General features: G+C 60.4%; 14 protein-coding genes and 1 pseudogene. 6 read left to right on the top strand and 9 right to left on the bottom strand.

What is annotated here, in order from left to right; translation table 11 throughout:
• Nucleotides 1-5 precede the first annotated feature (5 nt).
• Both aspS and IEV82_RS03960 read right to left on the bottom strand, forming a co-directional pair.
• Nucleotides 6-1,784, bottom strand: coding sequence for an aspartate--tRNA ligase (gene aspS, locus IEV82_RS03965; protein WP_188480634.1), 1,779 nt, complete (start codon nt 1,782-1,784; stop codon nt 6-8).
• Between the two features lie 40 nt (nt 1,785-1,824).
• Entirely contained in the window at nt 1,825-2,001 is a 177-nt protein-coding gene (locus IEV82_RS03960) for a hypothetical protein (RefSeq protein WP_188480633.1), read from the bottom strand.
• A 79-nt stretch (nt 2,002-2,080) separates the two neighbouring features.
• Between IEV82_RS03960 and carB the strand changes: the two genes are divergently transcribed.
• Entirely contained in the window at nt 2,081-5,413 is a 3,333-nt protein-coding gene (carB, locus tag IEV82_RS03955; RefSeq protein ID WP_188480632.1) for a carbamoyl-phosphate synthase large subunit, read from the top strand.
• A gap of 109 nt (nt 5,414-5,522) precedes the next feature.
• On the opposite strand, the gene IEV82_RS03950 is transcribed toward carB, so the two are convergent.
• From IEV82_RS03950 to IEV82_RS03920, 7 genes are read right to left on the bottom strand one after another with little or no spacing between them, the layout of a single operon-like run.
• The gene (locus IEV82_RS03950) at nt 5,523-6,965 is read right to left on the bottom strand and encodes an alkaline phosphatase family protein (protein ID WP_188480631.1); all 1,443 of its coding nucleotides are present in this window, start codon (nt 6,963-6,965) and stop codon (nt 5,523-5,525) included.
• Nucleotides 6,962-7,885, bottom strand: a complete 924-nt coding sequence (locus IEV82_RS03945) for a sugar phosphate isomerase/epimerase family protein (protein WP_188480630.1) — start codon at nt 7,883-7,885, stop codon at nt 6,962-6,964. The genes IEV82_RS03950 and IEV82_RS03945 overlap by 4 nt, the downstream gene beginning before the upstream one ends.
• A 1-nt stretch (nt 7,886) precedes the next feature.
• Complete coding sequence (locus IEV82_RS03940; RefSeq protein ID WP_188480629.1) at nt 7,887-8,768, bottom strand: ABC transporter permease; 882 nt, start codon at nt 8,766-8,768, stop codon at nt 7,887-7,889.
• Nucleotides 8,765-9,697: an ABC transporter permease gene (locus IEV82_RS03935; RefSeq protein ID WP_188480628.1), complete on the bottom strand. Its 933-nt coding sequence runs from the start codon at nt 9,695-9,697 to the stop codon at nt 8,765-8,767. The genes IEV82_RS03940 and IEV82_RS03935 overlap by 4 nt, the downstream gene beginning before the upstream one ends.
• A complete protein-coding gene (locus tag IEV82_RS03930) occupies nt 9,694-10,650 on the bottom strand; it encodes an ABC transporter ATP-binding protein (protein ID WP_188480627.1) in 957 nt (318 codons plus the stop codon). The genes IEV82_RS03935 and IEV82_RS03930 overlap by 4 nt, the downstream gene beginning before the upstream one ends.
• Complete coding sequence (locus tag IEV82_RS03925; RefSeq protein ID WP_188480626.1) at nt 10,647-11,624, bottom strand: ABC transporter ATP-binding protein; 978 nt, start codon at nt 11,622-11,624, stop codon at nt 10,647-10,649. The genes IEV82_RS03930 and IEV82_RS03925 overlap by 4 nt, the downstream gene beginning before the upstream one ends.
• 54 nt (nt 11,625-11,678) lie before the next feature.
• Nucleotides 11,679-13,244, bottom strand: a complete 1,566-nt coding sequence (locus tag IEV82_RS03920; RefSeq protein ID WP_188480625.1) for an ABC transporter substrate-binding protein — start codon at nt 13,242-13,244, stop codon at nt 11,679-11,681.
• Between the two features lie 666 nt (nt 13,245-13,910).
• Here IEV82_RS03920 and IEV82_RS24160 point away from each other — a divergent pair.
• The 5 genes and pseudogenes from IEV82_RS24160 to IEV82_RS03900 all read left to right on the top strand — a co-directional run.
• A pseudogene (locus IEV82_RS24160) lies at nt 13,911-14,234 on the top strand (ATP-binding cassette domain-containing protein); the annotation flags it as partial.
• Between the two features lie 45 nt (nt 14,235-14,279).
• Nucleotides 14,280-14,861 carry an ABC transporter ATP-binding protein gene (locus IEV82_RS24155; protein WP_444543186.1) on the top strand — a complete coding sequence of 194 codons (582 nt, stop codon included), beginning with the start codon at nt 14,280-14,282 and terminating at the stop codon, nt 14,859-14,861.
• Nucleotides 14,854-16,137, top strand: coding sequence for an ABC transporter substrate-binding protein (locus IEV82_RS03910; protein ID WP_188480623.1), 1,284 nt, complete (start codon nt 14,854-14,856; stop codon nt 16,135-16,137). The genes IEV82_RS24155 and IEV82_RS03910 overlap by 8 nt, the downstream gene beginning before the upstream one ends.
• A gap of 65 nt (nt 16,138-16,202) precedes the next feature.
• On the top strand, nt 16,203-17,072 hold the full coding sequence (locus IEV82_RS03905; RefSeq protein ID WP_188480622.1) for a carbohydrate ABC transporter permease: 870 nt from the start codon (nt 16,203-16,205) through the stop codon (nt 17,070-17,072).
• Nucleotides 17,069-17,899, top strand: a complete 831-nt coding sequence (locus IEV82_RS03900; protein WP_373285166.1) for a carbohydrate ABC transporter permease — start codon at nt 17,069-17,071, stop codon at nt 17,897-17,899. Before IEV82_RS03905 ends, IEV82_RS03900 begins: the two co-directional genes overlap by 4 nt.

The following is a 17,899-nucleotide window of genomic DNA, read 5'->3' as shown; positions in this document are numbered from 1 at the left end:
GACGATCAATTTTCTTTTGGAAGCACACGCAGACCCAGCTCCATGAGCTGATCGCTGGTCGCATCCGACGGCGCGTTCATCATGAGGTCTTCGGCGCGCTGGTTCATCGGGAACATGATGACCTCACGGATATTCGCCGTATCGGCCAGCAACATGACCATCCGGTCGATGCCCGCTGCACATCCGCCGTGGGGCGGAGCGCCAAAACGGAACGCGTTGACCATGCCACCGAACCGCTTGCGCACTTCTTCTTCGCCATATCCGGCCAGTTCGAACGCCTTGAACATGATCTCGGGCTTGTGGTTCCGGATCGCACCCGAAACCAGCTCGTAGCCGTTGCAGGCAAGATCGTACTGATAGCCCAGAACATCAAGCGGATCGCCCTTGAGCACATCCATACCGCCTTGCGGCATGGAGAACGGGTTGTGGCTGAAATCGACCTTGCCGCTTTCCTCATCTGCTTCGTACATCGGGAAATCGACGATCCACGCAAAGGCGAACCGGTCCTGTTCAGTCAGACCAAGCTCATTGCCGATCACGACGCGGGCGCGACCCGCGACCGCTTCAAAGTTTGACGGCTTGCCACCAAGGAAGAACGCGGCATCCCCGACCCCAAGGCCAAGCTGCAGGCGGATCGCCTCGGTACGTTCCGGACCGATATTCTTGGCCAGCGGCCCGGCAGCCTCCATGCCATCATCGCCGTCGCGCCAGAAGATATACCCCATGCCGGGCAGACCATCTTTCTGGGCAAAGGCATTCATTCGGTCACAGAATTTCCGGCTGCCACCACCGGGGGCCGGGATCGCGCGGATTTCAGTGCCGTCCTGTTCCAGCAGTTTCGCGAAGATCGCAAAGCCGGAATCACGGAAATGATCGGACACGACTTCCATCTTGATCGGGTTACGAAGGTCAGGCTTGTCGGTGCCATACCAAAGCGCCGCATCGCGATACGAGATTTGCGGCCAGACGGAATCCACCTTGCGACCGCCGCCGAATTCTTCGAACACGCCCTGCATGACGGGCTGGATCGTGTCGAAAATGTCCTGCTGGCTGACAAAGGACATTTCCAGGTCCAGCTGGTAGAAATCCGTCGGCGACCGGTCGGCGCGCGGGTCTTCGTCGCGAAAGCAGGGCGCGATCTGGAAATACTTGTCAAAGCCACTGACCATGATGAGCTGCTTGAACTGCTGCGGCGCCTGCGGCAGCGCATAGAACTTGCCGGGATGCAGTCGGCTCGGAACAAGGAAATCGCGCGCGCCTTCCGGGCTTGAGGCGGTGATGATAGGCGTCTGAAACTCGCGGAAATTCTGCGCCCACATTCGTTTGCGGATCGACGACACCACATCCGAGCGCAGCGTCATGTTGCGCTGCATCGCCTCGCGGCGCAGGTCGAGGAAGCGGTAGCGCAGGCGTGTTTCCTCAGGGTATTCCTGATCGCCGAACACGATCAACGGCAATTCTTCCGCGGCACCCAGGACTTCCATGTCACGGATGAAGACCTCGACCTCACCTGTGGGCAGCTTCGGGTTCACAAGGCTCGCATCACGCGCCTTAACTTCACCGTCGATACGGATACACCATTCAGAGCGGAGTTTTTCCACATCCGAAAACACCGGGCTGTCCGAATCGCACAAAAGCTGTGTGACGCCGTAATGGTCACGCAGGTCGATGAACAGCACACCGCCATGGTCCCGGATGCGGTGCACCCAGCCAGACAGGCGGACGGTCTGGCCAACATCGGCCTTGGTCAGATCGGCGCAAGTGTGGCTGCGAAAGGCGTGCATGTCGGATTCCCAATTCTGTATAGGTTTCAAGTCGCCCGGCTCAATGATGCAGGTTGCCGCAAAAGTCCAGCCATAGCGTGGGAATCGGCACGTCATGCGTGGCTAATGTGAACTGGCCAGCAGAAGAATGGCGACCGCAAATCGTGATTGGGCGGAACACCACTGGTTCAAATGAACGCTGCGGAAAAAACAGGGCTTCAATAGGCTTGAACGTCACCCGCGCATGTCTATAACCCGCTGGAATTTGCCCGCCGGGACAGCACCCGGCACGGATCCGCGCGAAACGAGGTGACCCAATGCCCAAACGTACCGATATCAAGTCAATCATGATCATCGGAGCAGGGCCCATCGTTATCGGCCAGGCTTGCGAATTCGACTACTCTGGCGCACAGGCCTGCAAGGCTCTGCGCGAAGAAGGCTACCGTGTCATCCTCGTGAATTCCAATCCTGCGACGATCATGACCGATCCCGGACTGGCCGACGCCACCTATATCGAACCGATCACGCCCGAGATCGTCGCGAAGATCATCGAACAGGAACGCCCCGACGCGTTGCTTCCGACGATGGGCGGCCAGACCGGGCTGAACACGTCCCTCGCGCTTGAAGAGATGGGCGTCCTCAAAAAATTCGGCGTCGAGATGATCGGCGCCAAGCGGGAGGCCATCGAGATGGCCGAAGACCGCAAGCTGTTCCGTGAAGCGATGGATCGCATCGGGCTGGAAAACCCGAAGGCGACAATCATCACTGCACCGAAGAAGGCCAATGGCAAGCCCGATCTTGACGCAGGCGTTGCCATGGCCCTCGCAGAGTTGGAGCAAATCGGCCTGCCTGCCATCATCCGGCCTGCCTTCACCCTCGGTGGCACAGGCGGTGGCGTAGCGTATAACCGCGAGGATTTTGTCCATTTCTGCCGGTCCGGCATGGACGCCTCTCCGGTAAATCAGATCCTGATTGATGAATCACTGCTGGGTTGGAAAGAATTCGAGATGGAAGTCGTCCGCGACAGCGCCGACAACGCCATCATCGTCTGCGCCATCGAAAACGTCGATCCGATGGGCGTGCACACCGGCGATTCCATTACTGTCGCACCTGCCCTGACGCTGACCGACAAGGAATACCAGATCATGCGCAACGGTTCGATCGCCGTGCTGCGCGAGATCGGCGTCGAAACAGGCGGATCGAACGTCCAATGGGCCATCAACCCGCAGGACGGGCGCATGGTCGTGATCGAAATGAACCCGCGGGTCAGCCGGTCCTCCGCACTGGCGTCCAAGGCGACCGGTTTCCCGATTGCCAAGATCGCGGCCAAGCTGGCCGTTGGCTACACTCTCGACGAGCTGGACAATGACATCACCAAGGTGACGCCCGCGTCGTTTGAGCCGACCATCGACTACGTGGTCACCAAGATCCCCAAATTCGCCTTCGAGAAATTCCCTGGCTCCGAACCCCACCTGACGACGGCGATGAAATCGGTGGGCGAGGCGATGGCGATTGGCCGGACCATTCACGAGTCGCTGCAAAAGGCGTTGGCCTCGATGGAATCCGGCCTCACCGGGTTCGATGAGGTTCACATCGAAGGAGCTCCCGAGAAATCCGCCGTCATCAAGGCGATCAGCCAACAGACCCCGGACCGGATGCGCACGATCGCGCAGGCCATGCGTCACGGCCTGTCCGATGACGACATTCACGCGACAACCATGTACGATCCCTGGTTCCTCGCGCGCATCCGAGAGATCGTGGAAACCGAAGACGAGGTGCGCGCAAGCGGCCTGCCTGCCGACGAGGCGGGCATGCGCGCGCTCAAGATGCTGGGCTTTACCGATGCGCGGCTTGCAACACTGACCGGCACAACGGAAAAGCAGGTGCGTGCCCGTCGTCTGAACCTGAACGTGAAAGCCAGCTTCAAGCGCATCGACACATGTGCTGCGGAATTCGAAGCGCAGACGCCGTACATGTATTCGACCTACGAAGCCCCGATGATGGGCGAAGTAGAATGCGAGGCACGGCCCAGTGACAGAAAGAAGGTCGTCATTCTGGGCGGTGGCCCCAACCGGATCGGCCAAGGGATCGAGTTCGACTATTGCTGCTGCCACGCCTGCTTCGCCCTCACCGAGGTCGGCTACGAAACGATCATGGTCAACTGCAACCCGGAAACCGTTTCAACCGATTATGACACTTCCGACCGCCTGTATTTCGAACCCCTGACATTCGAGCATGTGCTCGAAATTCTGCGGGTCGAACAAGAGAACGGAACGCTGCATGGCGTGATCGTCCAGTTCGGTGGTCAGACCCCGCTCAAGCTTGCCCGCGCGCTTGAGGCCGAGGGAATTCCGATCCTCGGCACCACACCGGATGCAATCGATCTTGCAGAAGATCGCGAGCGTTTTCAGGCACTTGTGACGAAACTGGGGCTGAAACAGCCGCATAACGGCATTGCATCGACCGGCGCACAGGCCATGGCCATCGCCGAAGACATCGGTTTCCCACTGGTCATCCGTCCGTCCTACGTTCTTGGCGGTCGTGCGATGGAAATCGTCCGGGACATGGGGCATCTTGAACGCTATATCAACGAGGCTGTTGTGGTCTCGGGTGATAGTCCGGTCCTGCTCGACAGCTACCTGTCCGGCGCCATCGAACTTGACGTCGATGCGCTCTGTGATGGCACGCGTGTCCACGTGGCCGGCATCATGCAACATATCGAGGAAGCCGGCGTGCACTCCGGTGACAGCGCCTGTTCGCTTCCGCCTTATTCGCTGTCTGACGATATCCTTGAAGAGATCAACCGCCAGACCGAAGCTCTCGCGCTAGCGTTGAACGTCGTTGGCCTGATGAACGTCCAGTTCGCGATCAAGGATGGCGAGATTTACCTGATCGAAGTGAACCCGCGCGCATCTCGCACCGTGCCCTTTGTCGCCAAGGCGACGGACTCGGCCATTGCGTCTATCGCGGCGCGGGTGATGGCGGGCGAACCGCTGACCAACTTTCCGATCCGCGATCCTTATCCCGAGAACGCGGACTACGACACGGTTTTGCCGCTTGCGGACCCGATGACTCTCGCGGACCCGATGATGCCGTGGTTCTCGGTCAAGGAGGCCGTCCTTCCCTTCGCCCGCTTTCCAGGTGTGGATACGATCCTCGGGCCCGAAATGCGGTCCACCGGCGAAGTCATGGGCTGGGATCGCTCCTTCCCGCGCGCCTTCCTCAAGGCACAGATGGGTGCGGGAAACCACTTGCCGTCATCGGGTAATGTGTTCTTCTCGATCAAGAATTCCGACAAGACGGATCAGTTGGCCGAAACGGCCCGCATTCTGGTTGAACTGGGGTTCACCATCGTGGCAACTTCGGGAACCGCGAAATTCCTGTCTGAACATGGCATAGATTGTGAGATCACCAAGAAGGTCTATGAAGGCCGCCCGAACATTGTGGACGTGATGAAGGATGGCGGGATCGATCTGGTCATGAATACGACCGAAAGCGCTGCCGCAGTCGAAGACAGCCGGGAAATCCGCTCGGTCGCGCTCTATGACAAGATCCCGTACTTCACCACAGCAGCCGGCGCACATGCCGCCGCGCTTGCGATGAAAGCACGGGAAGAGGGCGAACTGGTGGTCAAACCGCTGCAATCGTAGCGAAGTTGATGCCCGGCCAATCCAGTCCAACAGAGGGGTAACGCCATGTCGCTGGATGGCCGCAGACCCTGTGACCCGCTGAATTTGCAACCACAGTGGACTAGCCCTGCTACGCGCCCGCCGGTACCCGCCCCCCATAGTCGAGGTAGACGCGACCGTTGACCTTGTTCCTGTGCAGCTCTTGGCAGAACGCGCCACGGCTCTCACGGAAGGTTTCATGTTCAATGCCGCTTTGGCATGGTTCATGAACCGCCAAGGCTGCACCGGATGATGGCATGTCCACTCCGAGCAGCGCAGCCACGGTTGGGGCGATATCTACCAGGCCCACAGGTTTGGTATCCATGCCTGTCCGTCCATCCGGTGTCCCGATCACAAGCGTCGTGTTCATCTCGTGTCGGTTCAGCCCGCCATGCATCCCACCCCCAACGTCCACGCCCGCGATCAGACCGCCCTGCCCCGGCAATCCCCACGGATCAGCGTCATCCGAGGACCGCATCAGGAAAAACAGGTCGGGGCTGCGCTGATGTCCGTGGTGGACCAGCGACATGGGAAACGTACCCGGCAAACTGCCTGCAAGGGTTTCTTTGGCGAAGACCATGCCGATGTCCTCGCGAGACATCAGCCAGTCACACGCCGCCGAGACCAAGCCCATATCCCCATCGAGGCTACGCAATTCGCCCATGTTGCCACGGGTCAGCGCAAGGCGGTGGGTGGCATCGGGTCGGTGACTGGCGGGCAATCCATCGGCTTGCATTTCGCCCGTGATATCGGTCTGGCTGGTTGTCGTGATCTGGCCATGATCGGACATGGCGATGACCGCCGTGCGGCCTTCCATACCGTCAATGGCATCCAGGATATCGCCGAAGACCCTGTCGGCGGCGAGCATGACAGCGAGCGATTGTTCCGACCCAAGCCCGTAGTGATGCCAGGTCGTGTCGGGCTCCGGCAACCACAGCAGCGCAACCTCAGGGCCATCCTTGGTCAGGGCCATGTCGAGAAACGCGCGCCGCGCATAGTCGATCGTGTCGAATTTCGGCACATCCTGCGCAGGCAGCGGGCCAAGGGACGCAATCGCACGGCGCGCCGCCTCAGGTGTCTTCGTCGAAGCTTCTCCGTGAATGGAAAACGTCCAGTGCCCATGTTCCGCGACATCATGGTTCACCAGGTAGGACGATCCTGCTGACCCGGCATGCACCGCCCCCATGCGCAAACCCTGTGCGGCAAGCGCGTGGCCGAGGCTGACGCTCGTCACAACTTGCCCCTCGGCTGCCTTCAACTGCGACAGGTGATCGAAATTCGACGTGTCCAGAGGCGCGCCCTGTACGACGTTCGGCATGTGAAAGGCGTTGTTGACGATCCCGTGCACGCCCGGCCATTGCCCTGTGGCAAACGAAGTTGTCGCCACGCGGGTCATCGATGGGAAGACCGATCGCGCCTCGCGGAACCACAGGCCCCGGTTCGCGAAGGCCTCGAGGTTGGGCATCCGGCCCGCGATCATGTCTGGTCGCAACCCGTCGAAGACGATGATGACGACCCGATCCACCTGTTTCATGACTGTGCTCCGTTCACCGCGTCCGCAAAGGCCTTGGCATCAGAAAGCGTCTGCGCTTCTGCATGCGCGATGAAGTTCGTCTTGATCTCGATGACAACACGGGTGCCGGGGCGCACGGGAAGGGCTGCGGCCAGTGCATCGAAATCGACACGCCCGTACCCTTTGGGAGCGTGCATATCGCCCGTTCCAAAGAAATGCTGCTCATTTCGGCTTCCGGTGGGAAAACTCGCGGGCAGCCCGGTGCTGTCGGAAAAATGGATATGCCCGATCCAGGGGCCAAGCGCGATGCAAGCCTCCAGCATGTCGAACCCCCAAAGCCCCGCGCCCTGTTGCGCGTGGCTGATGTCCAGACAGGCGATCACGGCGTCATGATCGAGCCGCGCAAGTTGTTCAGCCAAGAAGCGCGGATCGAGCGAATAGGACGTTTCCTGTCCCGCAATCACCCGCGGATTGGGCGAGATGTTCTCGTAGGCGATCTGCACACCCAGCGCTGCGGCGCGGTCAGCGACCGGGCCAAGTTGATCCAATTCAAAGGCATAAAGCGCGGATTTCCGATCAACCCAAGTCTGCGGGTGTACCCGACCGGGATGCAGAACGACAGCCTTGGCCCCGATCTCGGCGGCCAGTTCCATCGATACAGTCGCAGCAAGCGACATGATATCGGCATGGGCCTCGTCCATAAGGTTGATGGCGATGGGGGCATGCATCGAATAGGCCAGATCATAGCGGGACAGGATCTCGCGCACCTCTGCCACGCGTTCCGGGATCAGCCGACAATCCACCACCGCGTCCAGCCCGACAGCGGTGATCTCGGCGCCGGTGCAGCCGATATCGACCATATGCGCCAGCCGTCGGTCCAAACGGCTCAGGTCACCATCGGCCATGCCGGTATTGAACCCGGTCGAAATGATATGGGTCATGTCAGTCCTCCAAAGACGGATCGAGCTTGCCGCGCAGCCAATCGCCCAGGATCGACATGCTCAGCGTGATGAAAAAGATGGTCAGGCCGGGCACAACGGCCAGCCACCAGGCGTTGATCAGATAGTCACGCCCCTCGCCCAGCATCTGGCCCAGCGATGTCATCGGCGGACGGATACCAAGGCCGAGGAAGGACAGCGATGTCTCGAAAAGGATGGTCGACGGGAAATTGACCGTCAGCTGCACCAGCAAGGGACCTGCGATATTGGGCAGGATGTGACGCAGATAAATCCAGCTGGGTCGCGCGCCCAGGCCACGCACCGCAAGGGCGTAGCCCTGTTCGCGCGCAGACAGCACAAGACCACGCGTGATCCGGGCATAGGTCTCCCAGCCATACAGCGCCATGATGGCGATGAAGATCACCATCGAATTCCCCAGAAAGGCAAGGATGGCCAAGGCGATGATGAACCACGGCATGGCGGCCTGAAAATCAACCAGACCCATGATCCCTTCGTCCCAGATCCCCCCCTTGTGCGCCGCCAGAAAGCCAAGCGCCACGCCCAGCACAGCCCCAAGACATGTGCCCAAAAGCGCGAGAAGCATCGAGGTTTGCGTTCCGACCAGAAGCCGTGAGAACAGGTCGCGGCCCAGGGTGTCGGTGCCTGCCGGATGTATCCAGGTGCTGCCTTCCAGCGGCACGGGTGGGGCCATGCGGTTCAGCAGATCGATGTGGTCAAAGGCGTAGGGCTGCACAACCTGCGCAAAAACCATCACGAACAGCATCAGCGCCATGAACCCGCCAGCGAGCAGCACAGTAACCGGAGTGTTCGAAAGCCGCCGGATCAGGCTGAACCTGCGACCATGTACAAGGCTGGTCGCAGTCATCGGGCACCTGCCTTTGCGCCGACGCGCACTCTTGGATCAAGCCAGCCATAGGCCAGATCGGTCAGCATATTGGCCACAACCATCGTGAAGGCGAGCAGGATCATGATGCACTGAACCACCGCAAGATCGCGCGCCGCGACGCTGCTGGTCAAAAGCCGTCCGATGCCGGGCCACGCGAAAACTGTTTCGGTGATCACCGCTCCGCCCAGCAATTCACCAACCTTGAAGCCAAGGATGGTCACCACTGGAATCGCGGCATTGGGCAACGCATGCAGGTTCACCCGACGCAGTGGCCCCGCACCTTTGGAGCGGGCGGTGCGCATGTAGGATTTGTTCAGGACGTCGATCATCGAAGACCGCGTGTAGCGCGCAAATTGCGCAGCGAAGCTGATCCCGAGGGTCGCGGCAGGCATGATCAGATGCGCCCAAGTGCCGGACCCGGAGGACGGCAGCACCCGCAGGTTCAATGAAAAGACGAGGATCAGAAGGATGCCGAGAAAGAAGTTCGGCATGGAAAACCCAAAGACCGACACCGCCATCACGACCCGGTCGATCCAACTGTCCCGGTACAGGGCGGCAATGATGCCCAGCGGGATGCCGATGGCCAACGAGATCAAAAGCGCGGTCCCGGTCAGCAGCGCGGTTTTTGGCACCCGGTCCCAGACCAGTTGAAACGCGTCCAGATTGTTGCGGAACGAGATCCCGAAATCACCCTGAAGCAGCGCACCGAGATAGCTCCAGTATTGGACCATGATGGGCCGGTCGAGCCCCCAGAGCTGACGATAGAAGTCTCGCGTCGCCTCGTCGATATCGTCGGGCAGCAGAACCAGCGTCGGATCACCCGACAGGCGCAGTACGAAAAAGACAAACGTGACCACCAACCAAAGGGTGGTGATGGCCCGCAGCGTCTTGGTCAGGAGCCAGATCATCCGAACGGCTCCGAAACAAGGTGACAGGCCACACGACGTTCGGCGACGCGGCGAAGCTCCGGTGCCTCCTTGCGGCAGTGGTCAACAGCAAGGGGACACCGTGGATGAAACCCGCATCCAGCCGGTGGATCGGCAGGGTTGGGCGGATCGCCCACCTCCAGCCTTATCGCGCGGCGCGTGGACGGATCAGGCTTTGGCGCAGCGTCAATCAGCACGCGTGTGTAGGGATGCTTGGGATCGGCAAACAGCTGGTCGCGCGGGGCGTCTTCGACAATGCGCCCCAGATACATGACCGCGACCCGGTTGGAGATATGCCGAACCACGCTCAGGTCATGGCTGACGAACACATAGCTCAGGCCGAAATCGCGCTGCAAATCCATCAGCAGATTCACGATCTGCGCCTGAATGGACACATCGAGAGCCGAGACAGGTTCATCCAGCACGAGGATCTCAGGCTCAAGCGCAAGGGCACGGGCAATGACCACACGCTGCAACTGGCCACCGGACAGTTCATGCGGGTAGCGGTCGGCCATAGCACCGAACAAACCCACCGCCTGCAAGGCGCGTTCGGCGCCGTCAAGCGGCAGGCCGTGGATGTGCAAAGGTTCCTCGACTTGCGTCCGCACGCTCATACGCGGATCAAGCGCACCCGCCGCATCCTGGTAGACCAGCTGCATCCGCCGACGCAGCGCACGCCACTCGGTTTCGGATACGCCAAGTGTTTGTTGCCCCTGAAGAGTGAGAACGCCCCGGTCTGCCGGGATCAACCCCAACAGCAACCGCGCCAAGGTGGATTTGCCGCAACCGCTCTCACCGACGATGCCAAGGGTCTCACCCTTGTTCAGGGTAAGGGTCACGCCATCGACCGCAAAAAAGCTGCGCGGTTTGCGCAGAAAACCTGCGCGCCCAACCTGATAGCTGCGGGCAAGATCGGTCGCTTCGAGATAACTCATGCGAAAACCCTCTTGGTCTTGACGGGGGCGGGAAGAACGTGGTGACAGGCCACACCTGCGTGCACGGTCGGGTCCACATCTCGGCAGAGCGCGCTTGCCTTGCCACAGCGCGGCGCGAAGGCGCAGCCTTGCGGCAAGGCGTCGATCGGGGGAACCGTACCGTCGATGGTGGTGAGCCGTACGCTCTGCCCTGTGGCGCCGGGCAACGCGCTCAGCAGGCCCTGCGTGTAGGGATGACGCGGTGCCGCAAACAGGCGGGCGACAGGTGCGATTTCGGCCATGCGACCCGCATACATCACAGCGACATCGTCGGCGCTTTGGGCCACAAGGCCCAGATCATGAGTGACGAACAGCACCGCCATGCCGAGGCTGTCACGCAGGTCTGAAATCAGGTCGATGATCTGCGCCTGGAGCGTGACGTCGAGGGCGGTTGTCGCTTCATCGGCGATCAGAACGCGCGGGTTGCCTGCAACCGCCAGCGCAATCATGGCGCGCTGGTTCATGCCGCCGGAAAACTGGTGCGGGTATTCGCGGGCGCGGCGTTCCGGATCGGGCAGACCGACGCGGCCCAGAAGGCGGATCGCTTCCCGGTCGGCTTCGGCACGGGTGGCACCTTCACGCAGGCGCACCGCTTCGGCCACCTGCCAGCCGATGCTGCGCACGGGGTTAAGACCCCCGGTGGCATCCTGAAACACGCTCGCGACGTGACGGCGCCGCAACTTTTGCGCCTGTGCCTCTGGCATCGTTGCCAGATCGGCACCTTCGAATTCGATCGAGCCCGCGCTGATGCGGGCGCGCCGGGGCAGAAGACCGGCGATGGCCAGGCACGACATGGATTTCCCGCAACCCGACTCGCCGACAAGGGCCAGCGTTCGACCCGGTTCGACCCTTAGGGAGACCCCACGAACGGGGCGCACTGCAGTGCCGCGGCGCCGTTCGATGGTCACTTCCAAATTGTTGACGGTGAGACCCATGTGCATTCCCGAATGATTGAGGACGGCCCCAATGCGGGACCGTCCGGGGTCACATCATTCGCCAATGCGAAGATTGTACGGGCGCAGGTCCATGTAATAAAGGCCGTAGGGCTTCCACGTGATGTCCTTGCGCATGGCGTAGGTTTCCAGCGGGTTGTAGAGCATCGTGCCCGGCGCTTCGTCCATCCAGATGTCCAGCGCGCCGCGGTAAGCCTGTTTGCGTTCATCCCAATCGGTGGATGCCACGATCACGTCGTGCAGCTCGTTGAACTCTGCCGGCGCGTCCCAGGCGCGGTCCGGAGACTGCTTGTTGTTCTGCACCTCGGAATCCGCACCCCATTGCGGGACGAACGATCCGGTGGGATCAGGCATGCGGTGCGTGTTCGACCAAGGACGGATATGCACGGTGCCTTCGGGATCGGTCACCTGGCTGAAGTTCTCGACCGGGTCCAGCTTGACGTTCAGGCCAACAGCTTTCCACATCTGCTGCATGGCCTGCGCGGCTTCGGTGGACAGCAGGTAGTAATTCAGCGGGAACTTGTAGACGATTTCCTCGCCGTTATAGCCAGCCTCGGCGAGCAATGCCTTGGCCTTTTCCGGATTATATTCGAACTCCGGGTAGTCCTCGATCCACATGGTGTAGGCCGGAAGCTGGTGACCATTGGGCGTGTAGTTCTTGTCCGCCCAGAGCGCCTGACGCAGCAGCGCACGGTCGATCGAGAGCGACAGCGCCTGACGCACGCGTTTGTCCTCGAGCGGGCCAGCGGTGTAGAAAACCAGCATGTGGGTGTTGTCCAGAACGATCTGTTCAACCTTGAGATCCTCGTAGGATTCGATGGTTGGAATCTGGTCTGGCGGGATGTTGACCGAGATGTCGTATTCACCCGACACAAGACCGGCAATCCGTGCGGACACTTCGGGAACCTGAACAAAGGTCACCGACTTGGCCGCTGGCTTGCCACCGAAATAGTCATCATGCGACGCAAGGCGGATGTATTCGCCTTCGACCCATTCATCCATCTTGTAGGGGCCAGTACCGACGGGATTGCGGGCAAAGGCGTCCTTGCCAACGGTCATGTAGTTCTTGGCGTTCACGACCCAGAAGGCGTAACCTGCAAGGCGCTGTTCCAGAAGGATGTCCGGCTCTTTCGAGACGACACGCACCGTGTACTTGTCGACCGGTTCGATATGCGACACGCTCAGCATGAAGCGACGCGCGGCACCGATCAGCGGGCTGTTTCCGTGGCCGCGACCCGGATTGAGCGAAAACACGACGTCATCCGAGGTCAGTTCGGAACCGTCGTGGAATTTGACACCTTCGCGAAGCTTCAGCTCGAGTATGCGATCGTCGATACGCTCCCAGCTTTCGGCAAGACCCGGAACGAGCTTGGATGCTGTGCCCGACCCATCGGCCAGGAAATCGCGGCGAATGAGGCTGTCATACATCGAGTAGGTGATGCGGACGGCAACGTTGCCCATTTCCTCGATGCCTTCGAGGCTGCCGGGTAGATTGTTGACGGCAACGACCAGATCGGGCCGCGTGTCGTCCTGTGCCATGACGGGCGCGGCTGTCAGAGTGACAGCAGCAACCGCAACGGCCTTGATGATGCTTTTCAGCATGGTGGTTTCCCCCAGAGGTTCGGTTTGGTGGTGATGGTGGTGTGCGCGTGTTCCGTCCTGACCATCCCGCAGACGGTGGTCGAAGAGTTCAAAGCGAGCCTTGTTTGATGGATCCCGTGTCGGGACGTCACGGCAGGACATGCGCGGTCGACATCTTCGTACGGTCGTTCGGTCAATTCCAAAGACGCGGGGACAAAGAATGCCTCTTGGCAAGACGCAAGATCGTCAGCGTCACAGAGACGGAACCGCGTGCCTGAATTTTGCGATATCAAGTGCCCAGTCACGGTGATTCATCCGAATGAATGTGTCAGCCTCACTGTCCACCCTCTTCGGTAACGAGAGTTCGAAACACATATGAACCTTTGATGACATCGGTGCTGGGACCGTCGATTGGGCGGAACCGAAGTTCTGAAAGGTCGAACCACCGGCTGAGATGCGCGGGCGCTCTCGGCGCTCTCGCGGTCAACCGAACGCTGTCACCATCGTGTCACATGCGTTCACTAGGTCGAGAGTGAAACCGAGTCAGGCCCGCATGTCATGCACATCACGTCTTCGCCCACGCATTCTGCAGGCGGCATCACGCTGCGTGGGCTTCAACGCCGTTTCGAGACATCCACCGCGTTGGACGATGTGTCCGTAAACCTGCCATCGGGTCGATTTTCGGTTCTCCTTGGTCCATCCGGCTGCGGGAAATCAACACTTTTGCGGCTGATTGCCGGGCTGGACACGCCGACCGCCGGGCAGATTTACGTCGATCAAACCGAAATCACCGCGTTGCCCCCATCGCAGCGCAACCTGTCGATGGTATTCCAATCCTACGCGCTGTTTCCGCATCTGAGCGTGGCCGAAAATATCCTGTTCGGCCTGTCGGTGCGCCGCGTGGCCCGCGCAGAGCAGCAGGCGCGGCTCGACCGGGTCGCGTCGATGATGGGATTGACCGACCTTCTTGCGCGGCGTCCTGCGCAGCTTTCTGGCGGTCAGCAGCAGCGTGTCGCACTGGCGCGTGCCGTCATCTCGGATCGTCCGATTTGCCTGATGGACGAGCCTCTTTCGAACCTCGATGCCAAACTGCGCGCCGAGATGCGCGTCGAAATCAGGGCGCTGCAACAGAGGCTGGGCCTGACGATGGTCTATGTCACCCATGATCAGGTCGAGGCGATGACAATGGCGGATCATATCGTGGTCATGAATCAGGGTCGGGTGCAGCAAGTGGCAAGCCCGCGTGATCTCTATGAAAACCCCGCGAATACCTTTGTGGCCCGGTTCATCGGCACACCGCCCATGAACCTGATTCCGGTCGCCTGCCTCGCCGAACCCGGCGCGCTGCCAGAAGGTGGCATGGTGGGAATCCGTCCAGAGGACATCGTGCTTGATCCAAAGGGCCTGCCTGCCCGGCTGGTGGGCGTGGAATATCTTGGCGCCGATCAACTGGCCGCCTTCGAGATCGGACCCGACGATCACCGGGTGCGTGTTCTGGTGCGTGTTCCTGCGCGCCATGCCTTGCCGGCGGACGGCCATGCCTTGGCATGGCCAGACAGCGCCGAGCATGTCTTCGGGCCTGATGGCCTGCGCCTTTCAGCTCTTCTTTCCCCCCTCAAGGAGCCTTCCCATGCTTGAACGACTTCGACTTGCCGCATCGACCTGCGCGGTTGCCCTGACACTGGGCTCTGCTGCGCAGGCCGTTGAACTGGAGTTCTATTTCCCCGTTGCCGTTGGTGGTGGCGCGGCCGAGATCATCCAGAAAATGACCGATGACTACATGGCGCAAACGCCCGACGTCACGATCAACGCGGTCTATAGTGGCAGCTATGCCGACACGACCACACGCGCAATCACCGCGTCACGCGGTGGCAACGCGCCGCAGCTTGCGATCCTCCTGTCGGTCGACCTCTTCGCACTGCTCGACGAAGAAATGATCCTGCCATGGGACGATTTCATTCCCGAAGCCGAGCAGGACGCGTTCTTCGGCGGCTTTTTTGACTCGTTCATGCGCAACAGCCAGACCGACGGAAAGACCTGGGGCATCCCGTTCCAGCGCTCCACACCGGTGATGTATTACAACAAGGAAGCCTTTGCTGCGGCTGGCCTTGACCCCGAAGCTCCGCCCGCCACCTGGGACGAACTGGTCGAGATGGGCAAGACCCTGACGGTGACCGATGCCAGCGGAACCGTGACACAATGGGGCGTGCGGATCCCGTCCTCTGGTTTCCCGTCCTGGCTCTTTACGGGGCTGGTTGCGTCGAACGGTCAGGACGGTCTGGCGAATGATGCCGGCACCGAGGTCTACTTCGACACGCCCGCCGTTGTCGAAGCGCTCGATTACCTGGTGTCCCTGTCGCGCGATCACGGCATCATGGAGCCGGGTATCCTTGATTGGGGCGCAACCCCGCGCGCCTTCATGGACGGTCAGACCGCCATCGCTTGGACAACCACGGGCAACCTGACCAACATCCGCACGAATGCTCCGTTCGATTTCGGTGTCGCGATGTTGCCCGCCAAGGAACGCCGCGGTGCGCCGACAGGTGGCGGCAACTTCTACCTGTTCGATGGCTCCACCCCTGAACAGCTTCAGGCGGCTGTCGATTTCGTCCGTTGGGCCACAGAACCCGCACAGGCCGCGCAATGGTCGATCGACACAGGCTATGTCGCGCCTCGCGCAGACACTTGGGAGACCGAGATGATGCAGGCCTACGCACAAGAGGTTCCCGGTGCGCTGGTTGCGCGTGATCAGCTGGAATACGCGGTTCCGGAACTGTCGACCTACCAGGGTCCGCAGGTGACGCAGATCATCAACGACAATATCGCGGCAGCGATTGTTGGTGACAAGACACCGGCACAGGCAATGGCCGATGCGCAGGCAGCGGCAGACGCCATTCTGTCAGCCTATCGTTAACCCTCGTATCTTCACCAAAAAAAGGCGGCCCAGACTTGGGCCGTCTTTCGTTCAAGGACAAATAAATGCACCGAGACTGGGGTCATGCTGCACTTCTGCTTTTGCCAGCGATGGTGCTGCTGTTTGCCTTCACCCACATGCCCGCGATCCAGACCGTGATCGACAGCTTCTGGTCGACCCCGCGCGGTCGTCGCCCCTCGGTATTCGTGGGGGACGCGAATTATCGCCGGATGCTGGCCGATCCGATCTTTCTGAAGGCAATGAGCAACAACGCGGTTTACGCGGCTCTGACCATTCCGGCTTCCATCGCGCTTGCCCTTGCCATGGCGATCTTCGTGCAGGGACGCATTGCGGGCCGCGCGTTTCTGCGGATGTCCTATTTCACGCCCACGGTGCTGCCACTGATCGCGGTCGCCAACATCTGGGTGTTCTTTTTTCTGCCGGGCTTTGGCCTTTTCGAGCAAATTCGCGAGGCTCTCGGGCTGAGTCCGCAAAACTGGATCGGTCAGCCCGCAACGGCGCTTTATGCCGTCACGGTGGTGTCTGTCTGGAGCCAGGCAGGCTTTTTCATGATCTTCTACCTTGCCGCCCTTCAAAACATTCCCGACAGCCTGCGCGAAGCGGCGGCGCTGGAAGGTACGTCGCGCTGGACGTTCTTTCGCAGGGTGACATGGCCTTTGTTGATGCCGACCACATTGTTCCTGTCGGTCAATGCAACCATCAATGCCTTCCGGACGGTGGACCATATTTTTGTGATGACCCAAGGCGGGCCGAACAACGCGTCAATGCTGTTGCTTTACTACATCTACGAGATCGGTTTCCGGTTCTGGGACACGGCCTACGCGGCCACACTGACCGTGGTGATGGTGGCCATCTTGGCCATCGTGGGACTGGGCCAGTTCTTTCTCATGGACCGTCGGATCCATTACAAATGAGCGTCATGGTCACAGATACCTCGCGGGTCGACCGCGCTCTGTTCGTGACGGGCGCGTGGGTGCTGGCGCTTATCTGGGTGCTGCCGCTGGCATGGGCCATCTGGTCTGCGATCCACCCGCCCGCATTCGTCACGCGGTTCGATCCCTTGGCACCGCTGACGGTCGAGAATTTTGTGGGCGCGTGGAATGCCGCCCCGTTCGGTCGCTACCTGCTGAACACCGTCCTTCTGGTCAGCTTGGTTCTGGGCGCACAGCTTTTGCTGTGTATCCATGCGGCCTTTGCCTTTGCGCGGCTGGAGTTTCCGGGAAAGAGCATCCTGTTCGCGCTTGTGCTTTTGCAGCTGATGGTCACGCCCGATATCCTGCTGGTGCGCAATTACGCAACTGTTGCGAGTCTGGGTCTGCTCGACACAATCCTTGCGATTGGCTTGCCCTATTTCGCATCCGCCTTCGCGATTTTCCTGCTGCGCCAGACGTTCAAGACCATTCCCAAGGAGTTGGACGATGCAGCCCGTGTCGAAGGTGTCACGCTTTTGGGGTTGATCTGGCGGGTCTACGTGCCGCTCGCCAAACCCACGATCCTTGCCTTCGCGCTGGTCTCGGTCAGCCACCATTGGAACAACTTTGTCTGGCCGTTGATCGTGACCTCTTCGGTCGAGACACGGCCGCTGACCGTGGGTCTGTCGATCTTTGCGACCACAGATAGCGGCATCGAGTGGTCGACCATCACGGCGGCGACGCTCATCACCTCTGCTCCGCTTCTTGTAGGATTTCTTCTGTTTCAACGCCAATTCGTGCAAAGCTTCATGCGCGCGGGCATCAAATAA

Origin of the sequence: Marivita lacus (assembly GCF_014637725.1) — a bacterium.
Classification (GTDB): Bacteria; Pseudomonadota; Alphaproteobacteria; order Rhodobacterales; family Rhodobacteraceae; genus Marivita; species Marivita lacus.
Note: the sequence above shows the minus strand (reverse complement) of the source record. Positions and strands in the feature narration are given on the sequence as shown.

What these genes read in the sequence shown, in the direction of transcription:
- aspS (WP_188480634.1), bottom strand. Translation starts at nt 1,784, where the DNA reads ATGCACGCCTTTCGCAGCCACACTTGCGCCGATCTGACCAAGGCCGAT.
- carB (WP_188480632.1), top strand. Translation starts at nt 2,081, where the DNA reads ATGCCCAAACGTACCGATATCAAGTCAATCATGATCATCGGAGCAGGG.
- IEV82_RS03950 (WP_188480631.1), bottom strand. Translation starts at nt 6,965, where the DNA reads ATGAAACAGGTGGATCGGGTCGTCATCATCGTCTTCGACGGGTTGCGA.
- IEV82_RS03945 (WP_188480630.1), bottom strand. Translation starts at nt 7,885, where the DNA reads ATGACCCATATCATTTCGACCGGGTTCAATACCGGCATGGCCGATGGT.
- IEV82_RS03940 (WP_188480629.1), bottom strand. Translation starts at nt 8,768, where the DNA reads ATGACTGCGACCAGCCTTGTACATGGTCGCAGGTTCAGCCTGATCCGG.
- IEV82_RS03935 (WP_188480628.1), bottom strand. Translation starts at nt 9,697, where the DNA reads ATGATCTGGCTCCTGACCAAGACGCTGCGGGCCATCACCACCCTTTGG.
- IEV82_RS03930 (WP_188480627.1), bottom strand. Translation starts at nt 10,650, where the DNA reads ATGAGTTATCTCGAAGCGACCGATCTTGCCCGCAGCTATCAGGTTGGG.
- IEV82_RS03925 (WP_188480626.1), bottom strand. Translation starts at nt 11,624, where the DNA reads ATGGGTCTCACCGTCAACAATTTGGAAGTGACCATCGAACGGCGCCGC.
- IEV82_RS03920 (WP_188480625.1), bottom strand. Translation starts at nt 13,244, where the DNA reads ATGCTGAAAAGCATCATCAAGGCCGTTGCGGTTGCTGCTGTCACTCTG.
- IEV82_RS24155 (WP_444543186.1), top strand. Translation starts at nt 14,280, where the DNA reads ATGGACGAGCCTCTTTCGAACCTCGATGCCAAACTGCGCGCCGAGATG.
- IEV82_RS03910 (WP_188480623.1), top strand. Translation starts at nt 14,854, where the DNA reads ATGCTTGAACGACTTCGACTTGCCGCATCGACCTGCGCGGTTGCCCTG.
- IEV82_RS03905 (WP_188480622.1), top strand. Translation starts at nt 16,203, where the DNA reads ATGCACCGAGACTGGGGTCATGCTGCACTTCTGCTTTTGCCAGCGATG.
- IEV82_RS03900 (WP_373285166.1), top strand. Translation starts at nt 17,069, where the DNA reads ATGAGCGTCATGGTCACAGATACCTCGCGGGTCGACCGCGCTCTGTTC.